The organism is Phaeobacter italicus, from assembly GCF_001258055.1.
GTDB lineage: Bacteria > Pseudomonadota > Alphaproteobacteria > Rhodobacterales > Rhodobacteraceae > Phaeobacter > Phaeobacter italicus.
Window position 1 is genome coordinate 118,948 of record NZ_CVRM01000036.1, and the last position, 18,408, is coordinate 137,355.

Here is an 18,408-nt window from a genome sequence, read left to right on the forward strand (position 1 = left end):
ATTAGCGATACTAATGGCTGAGTTGCGCAATGAGTAAATCTCTTCCTCCATTGACTTGGTTTCGCTCTTTCGAGGCGGCTGCACGGACGCTCAGTTTTACTGCAGCGGCAGAAGAAATCGGGCTCACGCAATCTGCTGTCAGCCAACAGGTCAAATCCCTGGAAATGCGATTGGGGGTCGATTTGTTTGTCCGTCGAACACGTGGCCTTGCCTTGACAGACGCCGGGCGCAAACTGTTGCCAGAGGTTGGCAGCGCGCTTGAAATGCTATCGGGGGCTGCCGCCAGATTTGACATCGGCGCGGCGGGCGACCTCCTGACTGTTGCGACTTCTGTCAGTATTGCACAATGGGTCATCGCCCCTAACCTGGCAGCCTTCAAAACGCAGAACCCTGAGATCAGGTTGCGGATCCTCAGCGCAATCTGGCCTGATGATTTTCACGCCTCCCGTGCGGATGTGCAAATTCGGTTCGGCTCAGAGAAGCAGGTAGGCGCGGGCTCTCAGCGCTTGTTGCCGGATCACCTGATTGCCGTGAAATCGCCAAACCTAGAGACTGATTTCGGATCCTGCCCGCTGATCGAAACCGTGGGAACATCCAACGGCTGGGCGACTTGGGGCGAAGCAAACGGCCCTGTCCAAGAGCCGACGGTCTTTGCAGACACATATGGGATGGCCCTGCAATTGGCCGTCCATGGCAACGGCGTCGCCTTGGTGAGTGAGCTTGTCGCCAAACACGCGGTCACATCCGGGTTGGTGGTGCAGGCCCATCCCGGTCAGATCGAGAGCAAAGAGGGCTACTTCTTGTCTATCAATGAGGAGTTGCCTGCGGCTTGTGTCTTTCGCGATTGGCTAAGGACGCAGCTTGCTGCGGGATGAAACCGGGACTGATGGCCCCGGTTTCCATTTTATTCTTACGTCAGAATGATTTGGTCACAGACACCTTGAAGGTGCGGCCCGGTGCCTTGCGGCTGGCAGAGGACAAGTGGCCAACGTAATCCTCGTCCAACAGGTTTTCGATCCCTGCGCGGAACTCCGTCCCTGTCAGCACACCCTCTTGCGGGCGCCATGTCGCGCGGAGATTGTGAACGGTGACATCTGCCAGGTCGTTGCGTAGGGCATCCCGGCGATTTGCCGAGTGCACCAACTCCCAGCTCAGATCCAGCCAATTGTCCCACTTCTTCCCAACGGTCAGCTGCAAGCGATCCGCTGCAGTGTTGCGCCAGACTGCGGATGTCCCGTCTGGATTGAACTCGGTTCCGTCAGCGCGGTGCCCTGCAAAATCAACATATGTTCCATTGGCCATCCCGTAAGAGGCCTCTAGTTCGAACCCCTTTGACTGAACGTCTCGCAGTTCGACACTGGTTGATCCCGAAACCGTATAGCTGGTGATATCGTAAAGATCCGTGTCGTAGTAGTTCCCCCGCACCGTCAGGCTGTCGCCAGCTGCAAAGACATCAGTCCCCGTGTATTCAGCGCCGATTTCGTAGGTGCGGGATTTCTCTGACTGGTTAATCCGACGTTGGGCCGTTGCGCTGGTGCCCAGATCATCAATAATCGGAAGACCTTCGGTATAAGCCGCGCTGCCAAAGACCGACAGACCATTGCCAAAGTCGTAGGCCAAGGCAAGTCCACCCATGAGCGCATCACTGTCATATGAATTCGGAACACCGGCCAGCGCAGTCGCGCTGTCGATCTTGGAGCTTTCGTAACGGATGGCGGGGGTCACGGTGAATTGCCCTATCGACATTTCGTCGATAACAAACAATGCCACGCGGTCATTCGTGCCACCCGGCGCGCCGGCGGCTGTGTTGTCTGCCCGTTCCCGTCGTTGGATTTCGAAACCAGCGAGTAGATCATGGGATACGGTGCCGGTTTCAAAAATCGACCGGTTGGTGATCGTAAGCTTGGTCGTCTCATAGCGCTGGTCTGCATTCACGGTCCCCACGAGGAAGGGGAAACTGGGCGTGCCTTCCAGCGGTGAAGAGCCGGGGACATAGTCATACTCGATCTTTTGGTCTGCGTAGGAGAGATTGGCGCGCAGATCGATCAGATCATTTCCGGGAGCAAAGCGATACTCGAGGACCGTTTGCTGGGTATCGGTCAGGCGGTCGACATTCCCAAAGCTGCCGCCGTCCGTCGCAAACTGATCGTAGGGAACATCCTTGTCGTCTGCCTCAGTTCGCGAATGGCTAAGGGTAATCGAATGGGCATCTGAATCACCAAAAGTGAACTTGCCTTTTGCCAGATAAGACGGCGTTCGAAACGCGCTGTTGCCGATGGTGGTGCCGTCACCTGCCTCTAGATCTCCCTGATCACGCAGCGAATAATTCAGCAAGAACTCCGTCTGCTCAGTTGGCATCCAGGCGAGATTGGTCGATGTGACCCACCCGCCACCGTTGGAGCTGTACTCAAATGTCTGCGATCCACCGAAACCCGGCACCCCTCCGGTGAAGTCGGAGGCGTCTTTGGTTTCCAGCTTTACCACGCCGCCCACAATACCAGAGCCATAGGCGAAACTGCCAATGGTCCCGCGCAGCACCTCGACCTCACGGTAAAGCAGCGGATCCGTAAACAACTGGGTCCCGATGCGATAGAGCTCTTCTGAACCGACGCTTGCACCATCGACCTGCACCGCGATTTTCTGGTCTGATCCAAAGGTCGTGTTGGCCCCGAAGCCACGAATGTTGATCCCCGACCCTTGTGGAGTGGTGCCGTTCACCAGCGATACGCCTGGAACAGAGTCAATCAGTTGCGCGACGGTGCTCGCCTGCCTGTCCTGAATTTCCTCTTCGTCCACGACTGTGCGAGGCAGTGCAGTTCCAAAAGTCAGATCCCGCTTGCCAGCCGTTAGAATGAGAGTTCCAAGAAATCCGGGATCTTCCTGAGCGGCAACAGGGGCCGCTAGCGCCACGCCAAGCGGGACACACACAAGCGCGGTGGTTCCGCGCAAAAGAGGGGTAAGCATTTCGCCATCCTTGTTTTTTAGGGGGGCCACAACTGGCAAAGGCTGGCGAGGCTGATCGTCGTTTTGCGATATCTATATCGCGACGGGTTGCAGCGATACTTTAAGCATACTAAAACAGTCAAGTAATTTAAGACAGCCATGCTCCCCTTCTTCAGAGCCAGCCATCCGACCTGTTCAGATCTGAGAGGATGCCATGCTCGACCGAGCCACCCCAACACCCGAAGAAATCCGTGCCTTTGTGCAGGACCATCCCAACTTGCGCGCCCGCGACATTGCGCAGAAACTCTCAATCGCCGAAGCGCAGCTGGTGGCCGCGGGCGTAGGGATCAATGCGACGCGGATTGCTCCGCACCCCGATGGCATCATTGCCGCAGCTGAACAGCTGGGCGAGGTCATGGCGCTGACGCGGGTTGGTGATTGTGTCCACGAAAAAGTCGGAGAATACGGAAATTATCATCCGGGCGAACATGCCGCGATGACCCTGACAGAGGAGATCGACCTGCGGATCTTCCCACGCCATTGGGTGCATGCCTACGCCGTCGAAACCCTATCCGACGCCGGCCCCAAACGGTCTCTGCAGGTTTTTGATGCAGCTGGCGATGCAGTTCACAAGATACACCTGCGAGAGACATCCCGGCAGGAAATGTGGCCAGAACTGATCGCAGGGCTGGCGATGGCAGACCAGTCCGCCGGGCAGGAGGTCACAGAGCGCGCTCAGAGCGAACCGGCAAAGTCCCGACCCGAGAAAACAGATGTGCTGCGACACGAGTGGTCAAGAATGACCGACACCCACCAGTTTCTGCGCCTGTGTTCCAAGTTGAAGATGAACCGCCTTGGCGCGTATCGTGTGGCTGGTGCGCCGTTTGTGCGCGCGCTGGATCCCGAAGCTGCGAATACCATGCTGATGGCCGTTCGGGACGCAGGCATCAACATCATGTTTTTCGTGGGCAACCGTGGCTGCATCCAGATCCATACCGGTCCAATCCAGAACTTGCGCCTCATGGGCCCTTGGCAGAATGTCATGGATGAACGGTTCAACCTTCACTTGCGCTTGGACACCGTTGCCGAGGTCTGGGCGGTTGAGAAGCCAACACAACGTGGCCCTGCAGTATCTGTCGAAGCATTTGACGCCCAAGGCGGATTGATCTTCCAGGTCTTTGGCGTTGGCAAGGAAGGCCAAGACAGTCGGGAAGACTGGGGCCGGATCGTGGCGGCGCTGCCTGACCTGCAGGAGGGGGCAGCATGACACCGCTGCGCGATAACTTTGCCCTTTTCGCTACGATGCTGAGTCTTTGCCTTGGACTGGCTTTCGCCGTTTCAGTCAATCGGCTGCATGCGAAAGCTGGCAGCGAGGAACAGGCTGACGTTCTGTCGATCGGCGGGTCTGTCACCGAAATCGTGGTTGCGTTGGGCCAGCAACACCGCTTGAAAGCCCGCGACACGACTTCGGTCTATCCTGAAGACATCACTGCATTGCCTGATGTGGGCTACATGCGCGCCTTATCTTCAGAGGGCATCCTCTCGGTTGCGCCCGGCTTGATCCTGTCAGAGGAAGGCGCAGGCCCACCCGAAGCGCTGGATGTGATCCGTGGCGCTGACATCTCGTTTGTCGAAATTCCGTCTGCCGTGGATGGCGACGGAATTGCGGCCAAGATCATGGCTGTTGCAAAGGCCCTGGATGTTCCCGAGCGTGGCGAAACGCTCGCCGCAGAGGTAAGAGAGAGCCTTGCTGCGGCGGAAAAGCAGGCAAAAACAGCCAGCGACAACGCACATCGTGTCATGTTTGTCCTGTCCGCGCAGGACGGCAGGATCGTTGCAGCAGGGCAAGACACCGAAGCTGACGCCATCATCCGCATGGCCGGCGGGATCAATGCCGTGACAGATGTATCTGGATACAAACAACTCTCTGACGAGGCCATCGGCCTTGCATCCCCCGATGTCGTTCTGATGATGGACCGCAGGGGCAATCATGCGATCAGCGATGAAGCCCTGCTGGAGCTGCCTGCCATGCGTTTGACGCCAGCAGCCAAAACGCGATCGATCATCAGAATGAATGGCCTATTGCTCTTGGGGTTTGGGCCCCGCACCGCAGAGGCGGTCACTGAACTGCACCGTCAGCTGTATGCGGATGGGTCCTGAGCGATGGTGGCAACAACCAACATTCCAATCGTCTCTCGTGACAGATTTGCAAAAGCACGCGCCCTGCATGTGATCTTGGCAGTGATTTTATTGATGTCAGCAGCCGTCAGTCTTGAAACCGGGGCAACGGAGGTTCGGCTCAGCACTCTTGTCTGCAAAGCAGTGGCCGGCACGCCGTTTAGCCAGATCGAAACAGTCGTGATGCTGGATATCCGTCTGCCGAGGCTGATGATGGGGATCCTTGTGGGCGCGGCACTTGCCGTGTCTGGTGCTGCAATGCAGGGTCTGTTCCGCAATCCGCTTGCCGACCCAGGCATCGTTGGCGTCGGCGCCGGCGCCGGGCTGGGTGCCATTATCGCAATCGTGCTTGGGGGATTTCTTCCAGCTGCGTTGCAAAGTCTGGCAGGCAGACATTTAATTCCGATAGCGGCATTCCTTGGTGGCTGGGGATCAACCCTGCTGCTGTATCGGGTTTCAACCCGTCAGGGTCGGACTTCGGTCGCGACGATGCTGCTTGCAGGCATTGCTCTTGGTGCACTGGCGGGCGCTCTCTCCGGTGTTCTGGTTTACATCGCGGATGATCAGCAGCTTCGCGATCTGACCTTCTGGGGGCTGGGCTCGCTTGCTGGGGCAAGCTGGACCAAAGTCACAGCAGCAGCGCCCCTGATCGCCTTGTCCGTCGGGCTGGCGTTCATGCTGGGACGTGGGCTGAACGGGCTAGCCCTGGGCGAGGCGACCGCTGGCCATATCGGCTTGAATGTCGAACGTCTGAAGTCGCTCACCATCCTGTCTGTGGCGGGTGCAACGGGCGCCGCGGTCGCGGTGTCCGGGGGAATAGGATTTATCGGCATTGTCGTACCGCATCTGTTGCGATTGGCGTCGGGGCCAGATCACCGCACGCTTCTGATAAATGCGGCCCTGCTCGGAGCCAGTTTGCTGGTTCTTGCCGATGTGATTTCGCGAACTATCATCGCCCCCGCAGAGCTCCCTATTGGCATCGTCACCGCTGTTATGGGGGCGCCGGTTTTCCTTTGGATCCTTCTCAAACGCCGCGGCATGGTGGACCTATGACCCTGATTGCAGACAATATTCGCGTCACCTACGGCGCACGCACAGCGCTAAACGGTGTCGACCTGCGCGCCGAAGCAGGAGAGCTGACCGCAATTGTCGGCCCCAATGGATCTGGCAAATCCACCATATTGGGAGCGATCACCGCGACCCTGCCCTATACCGGTCGTGTGACCTTGAATGGGTGCGATATCCAGCAACAGAAACCCTGGCAGCTCGCGGCGCAACGTGCGGTATTACCGCAAGCCTCGCAGCTTGCCTTTCCATTTACTGTCATCGAGGTCGTGCGTCTCGGGCTTCAGGCTGGCAGCGGGGCAACGGATGACAGCATCCCGATGCGAGCACTAAGCCGCGTCGGGCTTTCCCATTACGCGGAACGGACCTTTCAAGAGCTTTCCGGAGGAGAGGCTCAACGCGTCATGCTGGCACGGGTGCTCGCTCAGATCTGGAAGCCGGTGGAGGATGGGCAAACTCGTTGGCTGTTGCTGGACGAGCCCGTTTCAAGCCTCGACATCGCGCATCAGTTGCAGGTGATGGAACTGGCAAGAGAGTTTGCCGAACAGGGGGGCGGTGTCATTGCCGTCATGCATGACCTGAACCTCACCGCCATGTACGCGCAGAAAATCGCGGTTCTCTCGCGGGGAGAGTGTTTGGCATCCGGCTCCCCACGGGAGGTTCTGACGGATGGTGTCCTATCGTGCGCCTATGGTTGCACCTTGCGGGTCTCGGCTCCCGTTCCTGCGAATGTGCCCTATATTCTTCCACATGCGGCCAGTGCCTGATCGGAGTTCTTTCATGTCATTGAAATCAAACCATCTTATTCTGGCGGCTGCTTGTGTCATGACGGTGGCCCAGGCGCGAGCAGATCATCTCAGCAACGGGGTGTTTGCGACCGAGGCAGAAATTGTCATTCTCGGAGAGGTTCACGACAATCCCGATGCCCACAAGGAACAGGCCAATGCAATTGCCGCCTTGCGCCCGACCGCCGTGGTGTTTGAGATGCTCACCCCGGAAGAGGGCATGAAGGCCAATCAAGATCCCGACGCCATCGCCGGTATCTGGGCCAAGAGTGACTGGCCGGATTTCGCCCTTTATGCACCGATCTTTGCGGCACTCGACAGCGCCAAGATCATAGGGGCCGCAGCCCCACGGGAGAGCATTCGTTCTGTCTACACGGACGGATCGGCTGCACTGTTTGGCCAAGAGGCGGAACAATACGGCCTGACAGAGCCATTGGACCCAATGCAGCAAGCTGCCCGCGAAACGATGCAATTCGAAGCCCACTGCAAAGCGATGCCGCTGGAGATGATGGCAGGAATGGTAGACATACAACGATACCGCGATGCCCTGTTTGCCCGCGCGGCCGTTGACGCGCTGAACCGTTTTGGCGCCCCGATTGCCGTCGTCGCGGGCAATGGTCATGCCAGAACAGACTGGGGCATTCCCGCTGTCTTGGCCCGCGCAGCCCCTGACGTTGCCGTCAAATCAATTGGCTTTGTCGAGGCCGATGGCGGCATGGCTTTTGATCACACACATATTGTCCAACCAGTAAACCGCAGCGACCCGTGCGACACGTTCAAAAGCGACTAGAGGCGCGGCTCGATCACTCTCGCGATCTCTTGGGCGATTTTTCGGGATCCCGCCAGAGAAGGGTGAACCCGGTCCCTGTCGAACAAGCGCAGGTCATCCGGGTCAAAAACAGTATCTAGGTCAAGCACGACAACTCCAGGATCTGCCAAAGCCATGCGCTGCAGGCGGTTCTGAAATGTCTGATAGAGCGTGTCGCACCTCGTGCCGGCAAACCGAGGGGCAGTGTAGTAATCCACCCATAGAACCTTGGCCCCTCTTGATCGCAGTTGGGTCACCAGTTCGGGGATATCCCCACGGGTGCCATCCTCTGAAACCAACCTTCGCAGTGCTGGGAGACAACCAGAGCACCCACATGCCCGCCCAAGATCATTCGCCCCACCATTCAAGACAATCCAATCTGCCCGCACGTTTGCGAGCTGATTGGCAATATTAAGGGGGCCCTGCCCGCCAGACACTCTGGCGAAGGCCAGAGACACATCGCCCACCTGCTCCCCCAGACGGGGTTCGAGCTGCTGCGCAACTGCGCCGCCCCGACTGCGGTTCCAGGCCATTATTGAATCCCCCGCGATGACAATACGGGCATTGTCAGGCACAGCGCGCCCGCAGGCTGCCACCAGGAGAAAAAGAACAAACCATAGCTTCATCAGCATGAGCTAATGCAGCCTTGCCTTCGTTCAACATTCAGCGTCGGTTCAAACCACCACAGCCCCCGCTCGGGATTTGATATCGCTGGGCGATGCGCCGAATTTTCGGGAAAACTCCCGGCTAAACTGGGTCGGGCTTTCATAGCCCACATCATAGGCCGCACCAGCAACCGAAACCCCGCCTGACAAGAGAAGCTGACGGGCTTCCAGCAAGCGCAGATCTTTTTGATACTGTAGCGGAGTGGTGGCGGTTACGGCTTTGAAATGCTCATGGAATGCCGACGGGCTCATTCCTGCAAAGGCTGCCAGATCTGCGACCGCGATGCTCTCGCGGAAATCACTGCGCAACACGGCAATCGCTTTTGAGATACGGCTTGCTGGGCTGTCCTGACGCAGCAACTGCCGCAACATTCTGCCATGCCCTGCCCGCAGCAGACGAAAGTGGATCTCTCGCAGGACAAGTGGCGCCAGTGCCTTGGCCTCAACGGGATCGCGTGACAGGCGAAACAATCGTGAAACTGCGTCAATCAAGGCCCTGTCGGACACATCTGCATCGACCGAGTGACCCGCCGCGCTGTTTTCTTCCAGGCCGCCGATTTCATCGGCCATACTGCGAAGAATGCTCATGTCCAGGTGCAATGCCAATGCCGTGTAGGGTTGCTGCGGGCTGGCCTGAATGACAGCTGCCTCCAGCGCCACGGCATGGCTCACAATCAAGGTATCTCCCGCACTGTAGCGCACAACGCGGTTTCTCGCATGGGCCTCCTTTGCTGATTGCGATGAACCCGTCGATCCCCGTGGGGCAGGCCTCTCCCATTTCGCCGTTGGTCTGCACAAATTCAAAAACGTCGCGAACAAGATCGTCTGGAACCATCCACCTTACCTCTCCTGAGCCCATGGAGAACCTAGCGCCGTTCGCGCGAACACGGAACGGCTACAAGCTGCCGATTGGAGGATTAGGCAGACCATTCGGAGAATAAGGCACGGACGTTCTCATGGGCTGATCTATATCTAATGCCAACCACGGTGCTGACGCCACTGGTGTGCCCAAGACCGGGAAGGGCCCCCACACCGTACCAAACAGCACCCCATCACCAGCCAACAGGGAGACCTTTAGCTATGGCGATCTCAATTAACATCAACGGAGAACAGCGAGATGTGGACGCCGAACCTGGCACCCCACTTCTTTGGGTCATTCGTGACGAGCTCAAGCTCGCAGGCACGAAATTCGGCTGTGGTGTTGCCTCCTGCGGAGCGTGCACCGTCCATCTGAACGGTGAACCCGTGCGATCCTGCCAAACCTATATCGAAGATGTGGAAGACGCAGAGATCACGACCATCGAAAAGATGGCAGAGGACAGGGTTGGCGCCGCAGTTCAACAAGCGTGGCTTGAGCTGGATGTCGTGCAATGCGGCTACTGCCAATCCGGACAGATCATGAGTGCCGTAGGCCTGCTGCGCGAAAACGCCAAGCCCACCGCAGAAGACGTCGATGAGTACATGTATGGCAACGCCTGCCGGTGCGCGACCTACCAGCGCATCCGTGCTGGCGTTTTGCGTGCTGCAGAAATTCTGGAGGCATAAACGATGACAACGCAACTATCACGTCGTGGTTTTCTGAAAACCGCTGCTGCTGCAGGCGCCGTCCTTTATGTCGGTGTCCAGGCCGATGGGGCGATGGCGGCCTCAAAATCTGCCAACGCATTGCTCAACCCTTTTGTGAAGATTGACAGCGATGGAAATGTCATCGCTATCGTCAAGCACTTTGAAATGGGGCAAGGCCCTGCAACCGGCCTCACCACGCTTGTCGCAGAAGAGTTGGGGGTGAGCATGGATCAGATCAGCTATGAGTTCGCGCCATCTGACGCTTCGGTCTACAACAACCTCCTGTTCGGCCCCTTTCAGGGGACAGGAGGCTCAACTGCGATGGCAAATTCCTGGATGCAGTATCGCACCGCCGGCGCCAATGCCCGCGAAATGTTGATCAAAGCCGCCGCGCGCGACTGGGGTATCGACGCTGCTGAACTTGATATCCAGAACGGTCAGATCATCGGTGCTGGAAACGCTGCCCCACTAGGCGAGTTTGTGACCGCAGCTGCAGATTTCGCACCTTCTGAAACGCCCCGTTTGCGAGATCCGTCAGAGTGGAAGATCATCGGCAAAGCCAGCACCAGGCGCAAAGACAGTCCGATCAAGATCAACGGCGAAGCCAAGTTTGCGATGGATGTCCAGCTCGACAATCAGATGGTGGTGATGATCAAGCGAACCCCGCAACGCGGCGGTACTGTTGCAAGTTTCGATGACAGCGCTGCCCGTGAGGTGAAAGGCTTCATCATGGCGCAGACACTGCCGACCAATCATGGTGTGGCAGTTTATGCCGAAACTACTTGGGCCGCGATGCAGGCTCGCAATGCACTGAATGTGGATTGGGATCTGTCCGCCGCCGAAAACAGGTCATCGCAAGACATCCGAGATGAGATCATGGCAGCGCTGGACGCTGATCCTGTTTTCAATGTGAACCAGGCAGATCTGGCATCAGTGCGCAGCACTGTCGACGGCGCGGCCAAAGTTGTCGAGAAAACCTTCTACTTTCCGCTGCTTGCCCATGCGCCGATGGAGCCGCTCAACTGTACGATTGAACAAACAGAGGAAGGCGACATCGTCTTGCATGATGGCGCACAGATGCCGACCGGGCCGCATATGGCCTACCAGCAGATCTTTGGGCTGCCTGCGGACAAAATCCACATCAACACAATGCTGGCCGGCGGGTCTTTTGGTCGCCGCGCTACACCGGATGCAGATTACCAGGTAGAGGCGGGTCTGGCCTTTGTGATGACTGACCGATCACGCCCGGTCAAACTGGTCTGGGACCGCGAAGATGACATCCGGGGCGGATATTATCGCCCCGCTTTCGGCCATAAGGTGCGCGTTGGACTGGACGAAGCCGGCACGATCGTTGGCTGGGAACATCAGGTCGCGGGGCAGTCGATCATGAAAGGCACATCCTTTGAAGGGTTTGCCGTACGCGATGGTATCGACCATTCCTCTGTCGAGGGTATCGCAGACAGCCCCTACACCATTCCGGGCCAGGCGCTTGGCCTTACCGATACGGAGAAAGCCACATCGGTTCTGTGGTGGCGGTCTGTTGGCCACACACACACCGCTTACGTGATGGAAGTGATGATGGATTTGGCCGCGCGTGCCGCGGGCAAGGATCCTGTCGAATTCCGTCTGGCTTACCTGACAGGAGAAGGTGACGCCGAGCGAAAGGCCGGCGCGCTGAAACTTGCCGCCGAAAAGGCGGGATGGGGCAACGCCGCACCTGGCCGGGTGCAGGGCATTGCCGTTCACAAATCCTTTGGCTCCTACGTTGCCGAGGTGGTGGAACTTTCTGGCAATCTGGATGATGGGATTGTGATCGAAAAGGTCACCGCTGCCGTGGACTGCGGCATTGCGGTGAACCCTGACGTGATCAAGGCCCAGATCGAGGGTGGCATCGCCTATGGCATTGGTCATGCGATGCGCGACCAGATCACCTTGGACGGCGGTGCTGTCGAGCAGTCAAACTTTCCCGACTACGAGCCACTGAGGATTTCCGATATTAAAGAGATCGAAACCCATATCGTGGCCTCGGCTGAGGCGCCGACCGGCATTGGTGAGCCGGGAACGCCGCCGTCCGCACCCGCATTGGCGAACGCCATCGCGCAGTTGGATGTCGTCGTTGCCGAACTGCCGATGGCGGAAAACGGCGTTTCCTTCGCCTGACAAAAGCAACCGCAGCACGGGATGCCCTGTGCTGCGGTTTTCCGTTGGTTCATTCCAGCACTCTGGACGACCTCCTCGCGGCCCAGATCTGTGTCCGAAGCCTTCACGTCACCTGAAAGCCATCAAAACAGGAAGAATGCCATCGCAGTTTGGAACGACTGCGTTTTCAGCAGTCTGACGGGCGGGTTGCTCAGGCCCGGTGCACTGCCTGAGTTTGACTGCCCAGCCCTTCAATTCCGAGGCGCATGGTTTCTCCGCCTTTCAGATAGACGGGTGGGGTTTGCCCCATGCCCACACCGGGTGGCGTGCCAGTGGAAATGATGTCTCCTGGCTGCAGGCTCATGAACTGGCTGCAATAGGATATGAGATGCGGCACCTTGTAGACCATCGTCGCGGTAGATCCGTCCTGATACCGTTTGCCATCAACATCCAGCCACATGTGTAGGCCGTTGTAATCCTCCACCTCGTCCGGTGTCACGAGCCAGGGGCCAATCGGTCCAAAGGTATCATTCCCCTTGCCCTTGTCCCAAGTGCCCGCACGATTGAGCTGATAGTCACGCTCTGAAATATCATTGACGACACAGAACCCTGCGACATGGCTCAAGGCGTCGGCCTCATCAATATACTTCCCGCCCCTGCCGATCACGATGCCCAGTTCGACCTCCCAATCGGTTTTCTCTGACCCCCGCGGGATCTCGACGGCGTCATCTGGCCCGCAAATGGCTGAGGTCCATTTGCCAAAGATCACTGGCTCTGGCGGAATATCCATCCCCGCTTCTTCTGCATGGTCTGCATAGTTCAATCCAATGCAGATGAACTTGCCAGTTCGCCCTACACAGGGGCCAATGCGAAGATCTTTCTGAGGGGTGCCCGCCACCACCGGGAGGGTCGAAATATCAAGCGCACGAAGTTCGGCCATCCTTTCTGGCAGAAGAGTATCACCTGCAATATCAGCGACATGCGCGGAAAGATCGCGTACCCGCCCCTCTGCATCCAATACCCCGGGCTTCTCCGCACCTGGTGCCCCAAATCGCAGCAGTTTCATAACGTCCCTCTCTCAAACCAGCGTCCAGACGCTCTGACCGTACAGATATCCAGTTGGTGGAAAAGGCAAAAATTACCGGCTTGGTTGGCTCTGGCCGTCTAGCGGCGCATGGGCTGCCAAAAGAGCATCAAGCGCGGTCTTTACCTTGTCCGCAGCCGCCGGATCAGGACCATCGCGCCGCAGGGCAGCGCGCAAATAGACACCGTCAATCAGCGCGGAGAGGACTGGCTCCACCTCCTGCGGTTGTTGGCAGACAAAACGGAGATCATGCAGAAGGTTGCTGCGCAACCGCTGCTGATAGGTTCGCAGCAAATGTCGCGCTTCCGGATTGCTTTGGGCCAGCGCATAAAAACTCAGCCAGGCAGAGGTTTTGCGTCGGTCAAAAACGTGATCCTCAAAATTGGCAGCGATAATCGCGCAAAGTCGTTGATAAGGCGTCTCGGCCTTACGCAAGCCGGCCGCAACCCGTTGGGAAAACACCGCAAGAATGTGACGCATCGCAGCAATCAGCATCTGATCCTTACTGCCGAAATAGTGATGCGCCAAACCGCTGCTCATTCCCGCGCGTCGGGCGATGCTGGAAACGGTTACATCCAGAGATCCTGCCTCTCCGATCTCGTCAATGACCGCACCGATCAGATCGGCGCGACGTTTTGGCTCCATTCCTTGTTTTGGCATTGCACACCCTCCGTCGCCGTTTGTCAGCCCCCTCGCGGGAAGCGCGCGTTTTCTTCGACCACATTCAGGTCCATATGGTTGCGCATATACCGTTCGCTCGCCTTTTGCAGCGGTTGATAGTCCCAAGGGAAATAACCACCTTCGCGCAGCGCCTCATATACGATCCAACGACGCGCCTGGCTCTCACGAACGTCAGCGTCAAATCTGTCCAAATCCCATCTCTCATCTGCCATCGATTTGAGTTGATCCAGAGTGTCACGATAAGCTGGATCTTTCGCCAGGTTGTTCAGCTCGTGCGGATCCGCTTCCAGATCAAAGAGCTGATCCGGATCAAGCGTGCACAGGTTCAGCTTCCAACGGCCCAGTCGCAAAGACACCATCGGCGCATAAGAGGCCTCAGCAGCGTATTCCATCGCGACCGGCGTGCTGCGGACACCGCCCTGACCAAGCGGCACCAGTGTTTCGCCAGATGTCCAGGGCATCACCTCTTCCATACTGACACCGGCCAGATCACATAACGTTGGGCAAACATCGATGTTGGAAACCGGTGTTTCCACCAGGCCAGGCGCCATTTGCGGTGCACAAACCATCAAGGGCACGCGCGCAGACCCTTCATAAAAACTCATCTTGAACCAAAGACCGCGCTCTCCCAGCATGTCGCCGTGATCGGAAACAAACAGGATGATTGCCTCTTGCCGGGTGTTTTCCAGCGCCTCCATCACCTCTCCGATCTTGTCGTCCAGATAGGAAATATTGGCAAAATACGCCCTGCGGGAACGGCGGATATCTTCTTCTGTAATGGTGAAGTTTCGCCAGTCGTTGGCGTCAAAGATCCGCTTTGCATGGGGGTCATGATTGTCATAGCCAAGATCTGCAACCTCTGGCAGCAAATGATCGCAGTCCTCGTACAGATCCCAGTACTTCTTGCGCGCCACATAGGGGTCATGGGGATGGGTAAAGGAGACGGTCAATGCCCACGGACGATCATCCTTGCCACGGGCTAGATCATAGATCTTTTGGGTGGCGTGAAAGGCAACTTCGTCATCAAATTCCATCTGGTTTGAGATTTCCGCAACACCGGCTCCGGTGACAGAACCCATGTTGTGGTACCACCAGTCAATCCGCTCTCCTGGCTTGCGATAATCCGGCGTCCAACCAAAATCAGGCGGGTAGATGTCGGTGGTCAACCTGTCCTCGAATCCATGCAGTTGGTCAGGGCCCACAAAATGCATCTTGCCGGACAAGCAGGTGTAGTACCCCGCCCGGCGCAGATGATGTGCATAAGTCGGGATCGAAGAGGCAAACTCTGCCGCGTTGTCATAGACCCGTGTCGCTGAGGGAAGCTGACCAGACATAAAGCTCGCCCGGCCCGGCGCACAAAGCGGGGAAGCGGTATAGGCGTTGCGAAAGCGCGTGGACCGTTCGGCCAGTTTCTTCAGATTCGGGGCATGAAGCCAGTCAGCGGGGCCATCCGGGAACAATGTGCCATTCAGCTGATCCACCATGAAAATAAGGATGTTGGGTCGGGTCATCGATGTCTCCCTGTTCGCTCTCTCGTGCGTTCACCCCTTAGAAGGGTAAATAATGACAGGCCGGTTGGCTTTCTGCGCGATGCTGGTTTTTATTGACTAATGAGTCAATCAATAAAAAAATCCGACAAAAAAAGGGGCACAGCTTTGCCGTGCCCCAATCCAATTTCGGTAGGTCTGATCAGCCGCGCAGGACCGCCCCATCTGCATCAAACGGGGGCTCGCTGAGGATCGTTGCCTTGTGCGGGCGCCCCAGCACCATCACATCAACCACATCACCCGGACCCGCATTCTTGACGTAGCCTAGCGCCAGGGACATCCCGACGCTGTAGCCATAGGCCCCGCTGGTAACACGCCCAATGCCCTCTCCGTTTTTGAAAATCGGCTCTCCGCCCGTCGCGTCAGCATTTGAGGCTGAGACGTCTGCCTCGTCCAGATGCAGCAAAACCAGTTGTTCACGTGCAGCGTTTTCCAGGACGGAAACAGCGGCCGACTTGTTGAGGAAGTCCTTGTCCAGCTTGCACAGACGATCAAGCCCAACCTCCTGCGGCCAATATTCAGGGCTGTATTCCCTACTCCACGAGCCATAGCCCTTCTCCACCCGCAGCGACATCAGTGCACGGCTCCCTACCGGGCCTGCTGTGAATGGCTGACCTGCCTGCAACAGCGCGGAATAGAGCCGCAGCTGATCTTCGCTCTTACAGTGCAGTTCCCAGCCCAGATCGCCTGTAAATGACACCCGCAGCGCCAGAACCTCAATTCCGGCCACCTCGATCATGGCTGAACGCATGAACGGGAAATCCTCGGTCGCAAGCGACGTATTGGTCAGCTGCTGGAGCATCTCGCGTGATTTCGGTCCAGCCACGTTAAAGCCGCACATGGCCTCGGTCATCGATACGAAACTGGTGCCCTCGGGCAGCGGGACTTCTTTAAAGAACCGCTTGTGATAGCGCTCCGCCATGCCAGAGCCGATCACCCAGAACTCATCCTCGGCAGTGCGGGTCACTGTGAAATCACCGGCAATACCACCCCGTTTGGAAATAAGTGGGGTCAGGCAAGACCGCCCAACCGTCTTGGGCATGTTGTTGGCAAAGACCGCATTCAGCCAGTCAGCCGCGCCGGGCCCCTTGCAGCGATATTTGGCGAAGTTGGAAATATCGATGATGCCCGCCCGATCACGCAACATCTTGCATTCCTCGCCAACGGGCGCCCACCAATTCTGACGCGTGAAGCCGTTGGTATCCTTGGTGCCGGGCTGGTCTGCAAACCACAGCGGGTGTTCCCACCCTGCATTGAGCCCAAAAACGGCTCCCATCTCTGACTGCAGTTCATAGATCGGACGTGTCCGCGCAGGGCGACCTGCGCTGCGCTCTTCGTTCGGGAAATGGATCGCAAAACGATGGGCATATTGATCTTGTACGCGGGCCTTGGTGAATTCCTTCGTCGCCCAGGTATCGAACCGCGCCATATCCCACGCGAACATGTCGTATTGGGTTTCCCCTTCAATGATCCACTGCGCCGCCATCAGGCCCATGCCCCCCGATTGCGAAAAACCGGGAATGATGCCGTTGCAACAGAAATAACCCTCAAGCTCCGGCACGGGGCCCATCAGCACGTTAGAATCCGGCGACCAGATCATCGGGCCGTTGATGACGCGCTTAATGCCTGCCTCACCAACAGCCGGAAGACGCTCAATCGCGTTCATCATGTTTTCTTCGATCCGTTCCAGATCATCGGGAAAGAGATCATGCGCGAAATCCAGCGGCGTGCCCTCTTCTGCCCAGAACTTCATGTCCTTCTCGTAGGCACCAACCAGGAGCCCCTGCCCTTCTTGGCGTAGATAATATTCGCCGTCCCGGTCACTGACAGACGGTAGACGCGATCCGTGTTCCGCCACATCAGTCATCGTTTCAGTGACGAAATACTGGTGTTCCGTCGGCTGCAAAGGCAATTCCACCCCAGCGAGCGCGGCCACCTCGCGCCCCCAGAGCCCTGCTGCATTGACCACCCATTTGGTGCGAATGTCACCCTTGGGTGTCTTGACCAGCCAGCTTCCATCATCCTGCTGCTCGGTCGCTGTGACCGGGGTAAAACGATGGATCTCGGCTCCGCGTTGCCGTGCCCCAACCGCATAGGCGTTCGTGACCCCAGATGGGTCAACGTTGCCGCCATCTGGTTCATACATGACACACCGTATGCCGTCATAGTTGACCAGAGGATTCAGCTTTTTGGCTTCATCAATGCTGATCTCGTAGAAATTCATGCCATAGAGCTTGGCTTTCGCGGCCTGCAGTTTCAGCTGGTGCTCCCGCTCTTCGGTCTGTGCCAGATACAGAGAGCCCGGCTGAAACACGCCACAGCTCTGCCCGGTCTCTTCCTCAAGCGCGTTATAGAGCGTCATGGTGTAGTGCTGGATACGGCTGATATTGGTGCTGTCATGCAAACCATGAATGTTGGCAGCCGCATGCCAGGTCGACCCCGAGGTCAGTTCATCCCGCTCCAACAGGACGACATCGGACCACCCCAGTTTGGTCAGGTGATAAAGGATGGAACATCCGATCACACCTCCTCCGATGACCACGGCCTGTGCTTCTGTGCGCATTTTTGCCCCCTTCAAGAGCCTTGTCGGACAGGTGCGAACGGATTGATGCACCTGTTCCCCCAGTGAATATGTAAAGTCTCGTCAGTGCCGGCACCCCAGATGGTGCCAGCCGTGTTTCAGCGAAAAATGCCCGTTTGCGACATTTCAGAAAGTTAGCCGTTTGGCTCGTCCGCGTTCTGCAAGGCGGGCGTTCAGCGGATCCGCCTCTGCAGCGCCTGCTTCCAGTGCAAAGACAAAGGCGTGTGTCAGATAGAAACAGGCCCGGTCGATTTCACCCGCCACCTCTGCCTGATCGCCCGCCAAGGTATAGAGCCGGATCAGCGCAGTCGTATCGGTCTCCGCATGCGCCTTTAGAAGGGCCCGCTCGAGTTCGGCGCTGTTCAT

Annotated in this window: 16 protein-coding genes; 8 read left to right on the forward strand and 8 right to left on the reverse strand. The window is 57.5% G+C overall.

Annotated elements, in window-relative coordinates:
* Nucleotides 1-29 precede the first annotated feature (29 nt).
* Nucleotides 30-875 carry a LysR family transcriptional regulator gene (locus NIT7645_RS18200; RefSeq protein WP_008563502.1) on the forward strand — a complete coding sequence of 282 codons (846 nt, stop codon included), beginning with the start codon at nucleotides 30-32 and terminating at the stop codon, nucleotides 873-875.
* A 40-nt stretch (nucleotides 876-915) separates the two neighbouring features.
* On the opposite strand, the gene NIT7645_RS18205 is transcribed toward NIT7645_RS18200, so the two are convergent.
* A complete protein-coding gene (locus tag NIT7645_RS18205; RefSeq protein WP_008563537.1) occupies nucleotides 916-2,964 on the reverse strand; it encodes a TonB-dependent receptor domain-containing protein in 2,049 nt (682 codons plus the stop codon).
* Between the two features lie 193 nt (nucleotides 2,965-3,157).
* Here NIT7645_RS18205 and NIT7645_RS18210 point away from each other — a divergent pair, with 193 nt between their 5' ends.
* From NIT7645_RS18210 to NIT7645_RS18230, 5 genes are read left to right on the forward strand one after another with little or no spacing between them, the layout of a single operon-like run.
* On the forward strand, nucleotides 3,158-4,210 hold the full coding sequence (locus NIT7645_RS18210; RefSeq protein ID WP_008563507.1) for a hemin-degrading factor: 1,053 nt from the start codon (nucleotides 3,158-3,160) through the stop codon (nucleotides 4,208-4,210).
* A complete protein-coding gene (locus NIT7645_RS18215; protein WP_008563348.1) occupies nucleotides 4,207-5,103 on the forward strand; it encodes a heme/hemin ABC transporter substrate-binding protein in 897 nt (298 codons plus the stop codon). The genes NIT7645_RS18210 and NIT7645_RS18215 overlap by 4 nt, the downstream gene beginning before the upstream one ends.
* A gap of 3 nt (nucleotides 5,104-5,106) precedes the next feature.
* On the forward strand, nucleotides 5,107-6,174 hold the full coding sequence (locus NIT7645_RS18220; RefSeq protein ID WP_050687711.1) for a FecCD family ABC transporter permease: 1,068 nt from the start codon (nucleotides 5,107-5,109) through the stop codon (nucleotides 6,172-6,174).
* The gene (locus tag NIT7645_RS18225; protein WP_050687713.1) at nucleotides 6,171-6,953 is read left to right on the forward strand and encodes a heme ABC transporter ATP-binding protein; all 783 of its coding nucleotides are present in this window, start codon (nucleotides 6,171-6,173) and stop codon (nucleotides 6,951-6,953) included. Before NIT7645_RS18220 ends, NIT7645_RS18225 begins: the two co-directional genes overlap by 4 nt.
* A gap of 13 nt (nucleotides 6,954-6,966) precedes the next feature.
* Nucleotides 6,967-7,761 (forward strand): ChaN family lipoprotein, encoded by a 795-nt coding sequence (locus tag NIT7645_RS18230; protein WP_008563407.1) that lies wholly within the window; start codon nucleotides 6,967-6,969, stop codon nucleotides 7,759-7,761.
* Here the strand turns inward: NIT7645_RS18230 and NIT7645_RS18235 are convergent.
* Together NIT7645_RS18235 and NIT7645_RS18240 are read right to left on the reverse strand one after the other, a co-directional pair.
* Nucleotides 7,758-8,411, reverse strand: a complete 654-nt coding sequence (locus NIT7645_RS18235) for an SGNH/GDSL hydrolase family protein (RefSeq protein ID WP_306455169.1) — start codon at nucleotides 8,409-8,411, stop codon at nucleotides 7,758-7,760. The two genes, NIT7645_RS18230 and NIT7645_RS18235, sit on opposite strands and share 4 nt — an antisense overlap.
* 42 nt (nucleotides 8,412-8,453) lie before the next feature.
* On the reverse strand, nucleotides 8,454-9,116 hold the full coding sequence (locus tag NIT7645_RS18240; RefSeq protein WP_242656138.1) for an AraC family transcriptional regulator: 663 nt from the start codon (nucleotides 9,114-9,116) through the stop codon (nucleotides 8,454-8,456).
* Nucleotides 9,117-9,524: 408 nt separating this feature from the next.
* Here NIT7645_RS18240 and NIT7645_RS18245 point away from each other — a divergent pair, with 408 nt between their 5' ends.
* Complete coding sequence (locus NIT7645_RS18245) at nucleotides 9,525-9,989, forward strand: (2Fe-2S)-binding protein (RefSeq protein ID WP_050687715.1); 465 nt, start codon at nucleotides 9,525-9,527, stop codon at nucleotides 9,987-9,989.
* Between the two features lie 3 nt (nucleotides 9,990-9,992).
* Nucleotides 9,993-12,170: a xanthine dehydrogenase family protein molybdopterin-binding subunit gene (locus NIT7645_RS18250; protein ID WP_050687718.1), complete on the forward strand. Its 2,178-nt coding sequence runs from the start codon at nucleotides 9,993-9,995 to the stop codon at nucleotides 12,168-12,170.
* Between the two features lie 190 nt (nucleotides 12,171-12,360).
* Here NIT7645_RS18250 and NIT7645_RS18255 read toward each other — a convergent pair whose 3' ends face one another.
* From NIT7645_RS18255 to NIT7645_RS18275, 5 genes are all read right to left on the reverse strand, one after another.
* On the reverse strand, nucleotides 12,361-13,215 hold the full coding sequence (locus NIT7645_RS18255; protein ID WP_037303201.1) for a fumarylacetoacetate hydrolase family protein: 855 nt from the start codon (nucleotides 13,213-13,215) through the stop codon (nucleotides 12,361-12,363).
* Nucleotides 13,216-13,287: 72 nt separating this feature from the next.
* On the reverse strand, nucleotides 13,288-13,893 hold the full coding sequence (gene betI, locus NIT7645_RS18260) for a choline-binding transcriptional repressor BetI (RefSeq protein WP_008563418.1): 606 nt from the start codon (nucleotides 13,891-13,893) through the stop codon (nucleotides 13,288-13,290).
* 23 nt (nucleotides 13,894-13,916) lie between these two features.
* A complete protein-coding gene (betC, locus tag NIT7645_RS18265; RefSeq protein ID WP_008563522.1) occupies nucleotides 13,917-15,425 on the reverse strand; it encodes a choline-sulfatase in 1,509 nt (502 codons plus the stop codon).
* Nucleotides 15,426-15,603: 178 nt separating this feature from the next.
* Nucleotides 15,604-18,024, reverse strand: a complete 2,421-nt coding sequence (locus tag NIT7645_RS18270; protein WP_050687722.1) for a GcvT family protein — start codon at nucleotides 18,022-18,024, stop codon at nucleotides 15,604-15,606.
* Nucleotides 18,025-18,168: 144 nt separating this feature from the next.
* A complete protein-coding gene (locus tag NIT7645_RS18275) occupies nucleotides 18,169-18,408 on the reverse strand; it encodes a hypothetical protein (RefSeq protein ID WP_008563438.1) in 240 nt (79 codons plus the stop codon).

Excerpts from the sequence above, each read along its gene's own strand:
- NIT7645_RS18255 (WP_037303201.1), bottom strand. The coding sequence starts at position 13,215 with ATGAAACTGCTGCGATTTGGGGCACCAGGTGCGGAGAAGCCCGGGGTA.
- NIT7645_RS18210 (WP_008563507.1), top strand. The coding sequence starts at position 3,158 with ATGCTCGACCGAGCCACCCCAACACCCGAAGAAATCCGTGCCTTTGTG.
- NIT7645_RS18230 (WP_008563407.1), top strand. The coding sequence starts at position 6,967 with ATGTCATTGAAATCAAACCATCTTATTCTGGCGGCTGCTTGTGTCATG.
- NIT7645_RS18215 (WP_008563348.1), top strand. The coding sequence starts at position 4,207 with ATGACACCGCTGCGCGATAACTTTGCCCTTTTCGCTACGATGCTGAGT.
- NIT7645_RS18245 (WP_050687715.1), top strand. The coding sequence starts at position 9,525 with ATGGCGATCTCAATTAACATCAACGGAGAACAGCGAGATGTGGACGCC.
- betC (WP_008563522.1), bottom strand. The coding sequence starts at position 15,425 with ATGACCCGACCCAACATCCTTATTTTCATGGTGGATCAGCTGAATGGC.
- NIT7645_RS18205 (WP_008563537.1), bottom strand. The coding sequence starts at position 2,964 with ATGCTTACCCCTCTTTTGCGCGGAACCACCGCGCTTGTGTGTGTCCCG.
- NIT7645_RS18250 (WP_050687718.1), top strand. The coding sequence starts at position 9,993 with ATGACAACGCAACTATCACGTCGTGGTTTTCTGAAAACCGCTGCTGCT.
- NIT7645_RS18235 (WP_306455169.1), bottom strand. The coding sequence starts at position 8,411 with ATGCTGATGAAGCTATGGTTTGTTCTTTTTCTCCTGGTGGCAGCCTGC.
- NIT7645_RS18200 (WP_008563502.1), top strand. The coding sequence starts at position 30 with ATGAGTAAATCTCTTCCTCCATTGACTTGGTTTCGCTCTTTCGAGGCG.
- NIT7645_RS18220 (WP_050687711.1), top strand. The coding sequence starts at position 5,107 with ATGGTGGCAACAACCAACATTCCAATCGTCTCTCGTGACAGATTTGCA.
- NIT7645_RS18270 (WP_050687722.1), bottom strand. The coding sequence starts at position 18,024 with ATGCGCACAGAAGCACAGGCCGTGGTCATCGGAGGAGGTGTGATCGGA.
- betI (WP_008563418.1), bottom strand. The coding sequence starts at position 13,893 with ATGCCAAAACAAGGAATGGAGCCAAAACGTCGCGCCGATCTGATCGGT.
- NIT7645_RS18275 (WP_008563438.1), bottom strand. The coding sequence starts at position 18,408 with ATGAACAGCGCCGAACTCGAGCGGGCCCTTCTAAAGGCGCATGCGGAG.
- NIT7645_RS18225 (WP_050687713.1), top strand. The coding sequence starts at position 6,171 with ATGACCCTGATTGCAGACAATATTCGCGTCACCTACGGCGCACGCACA.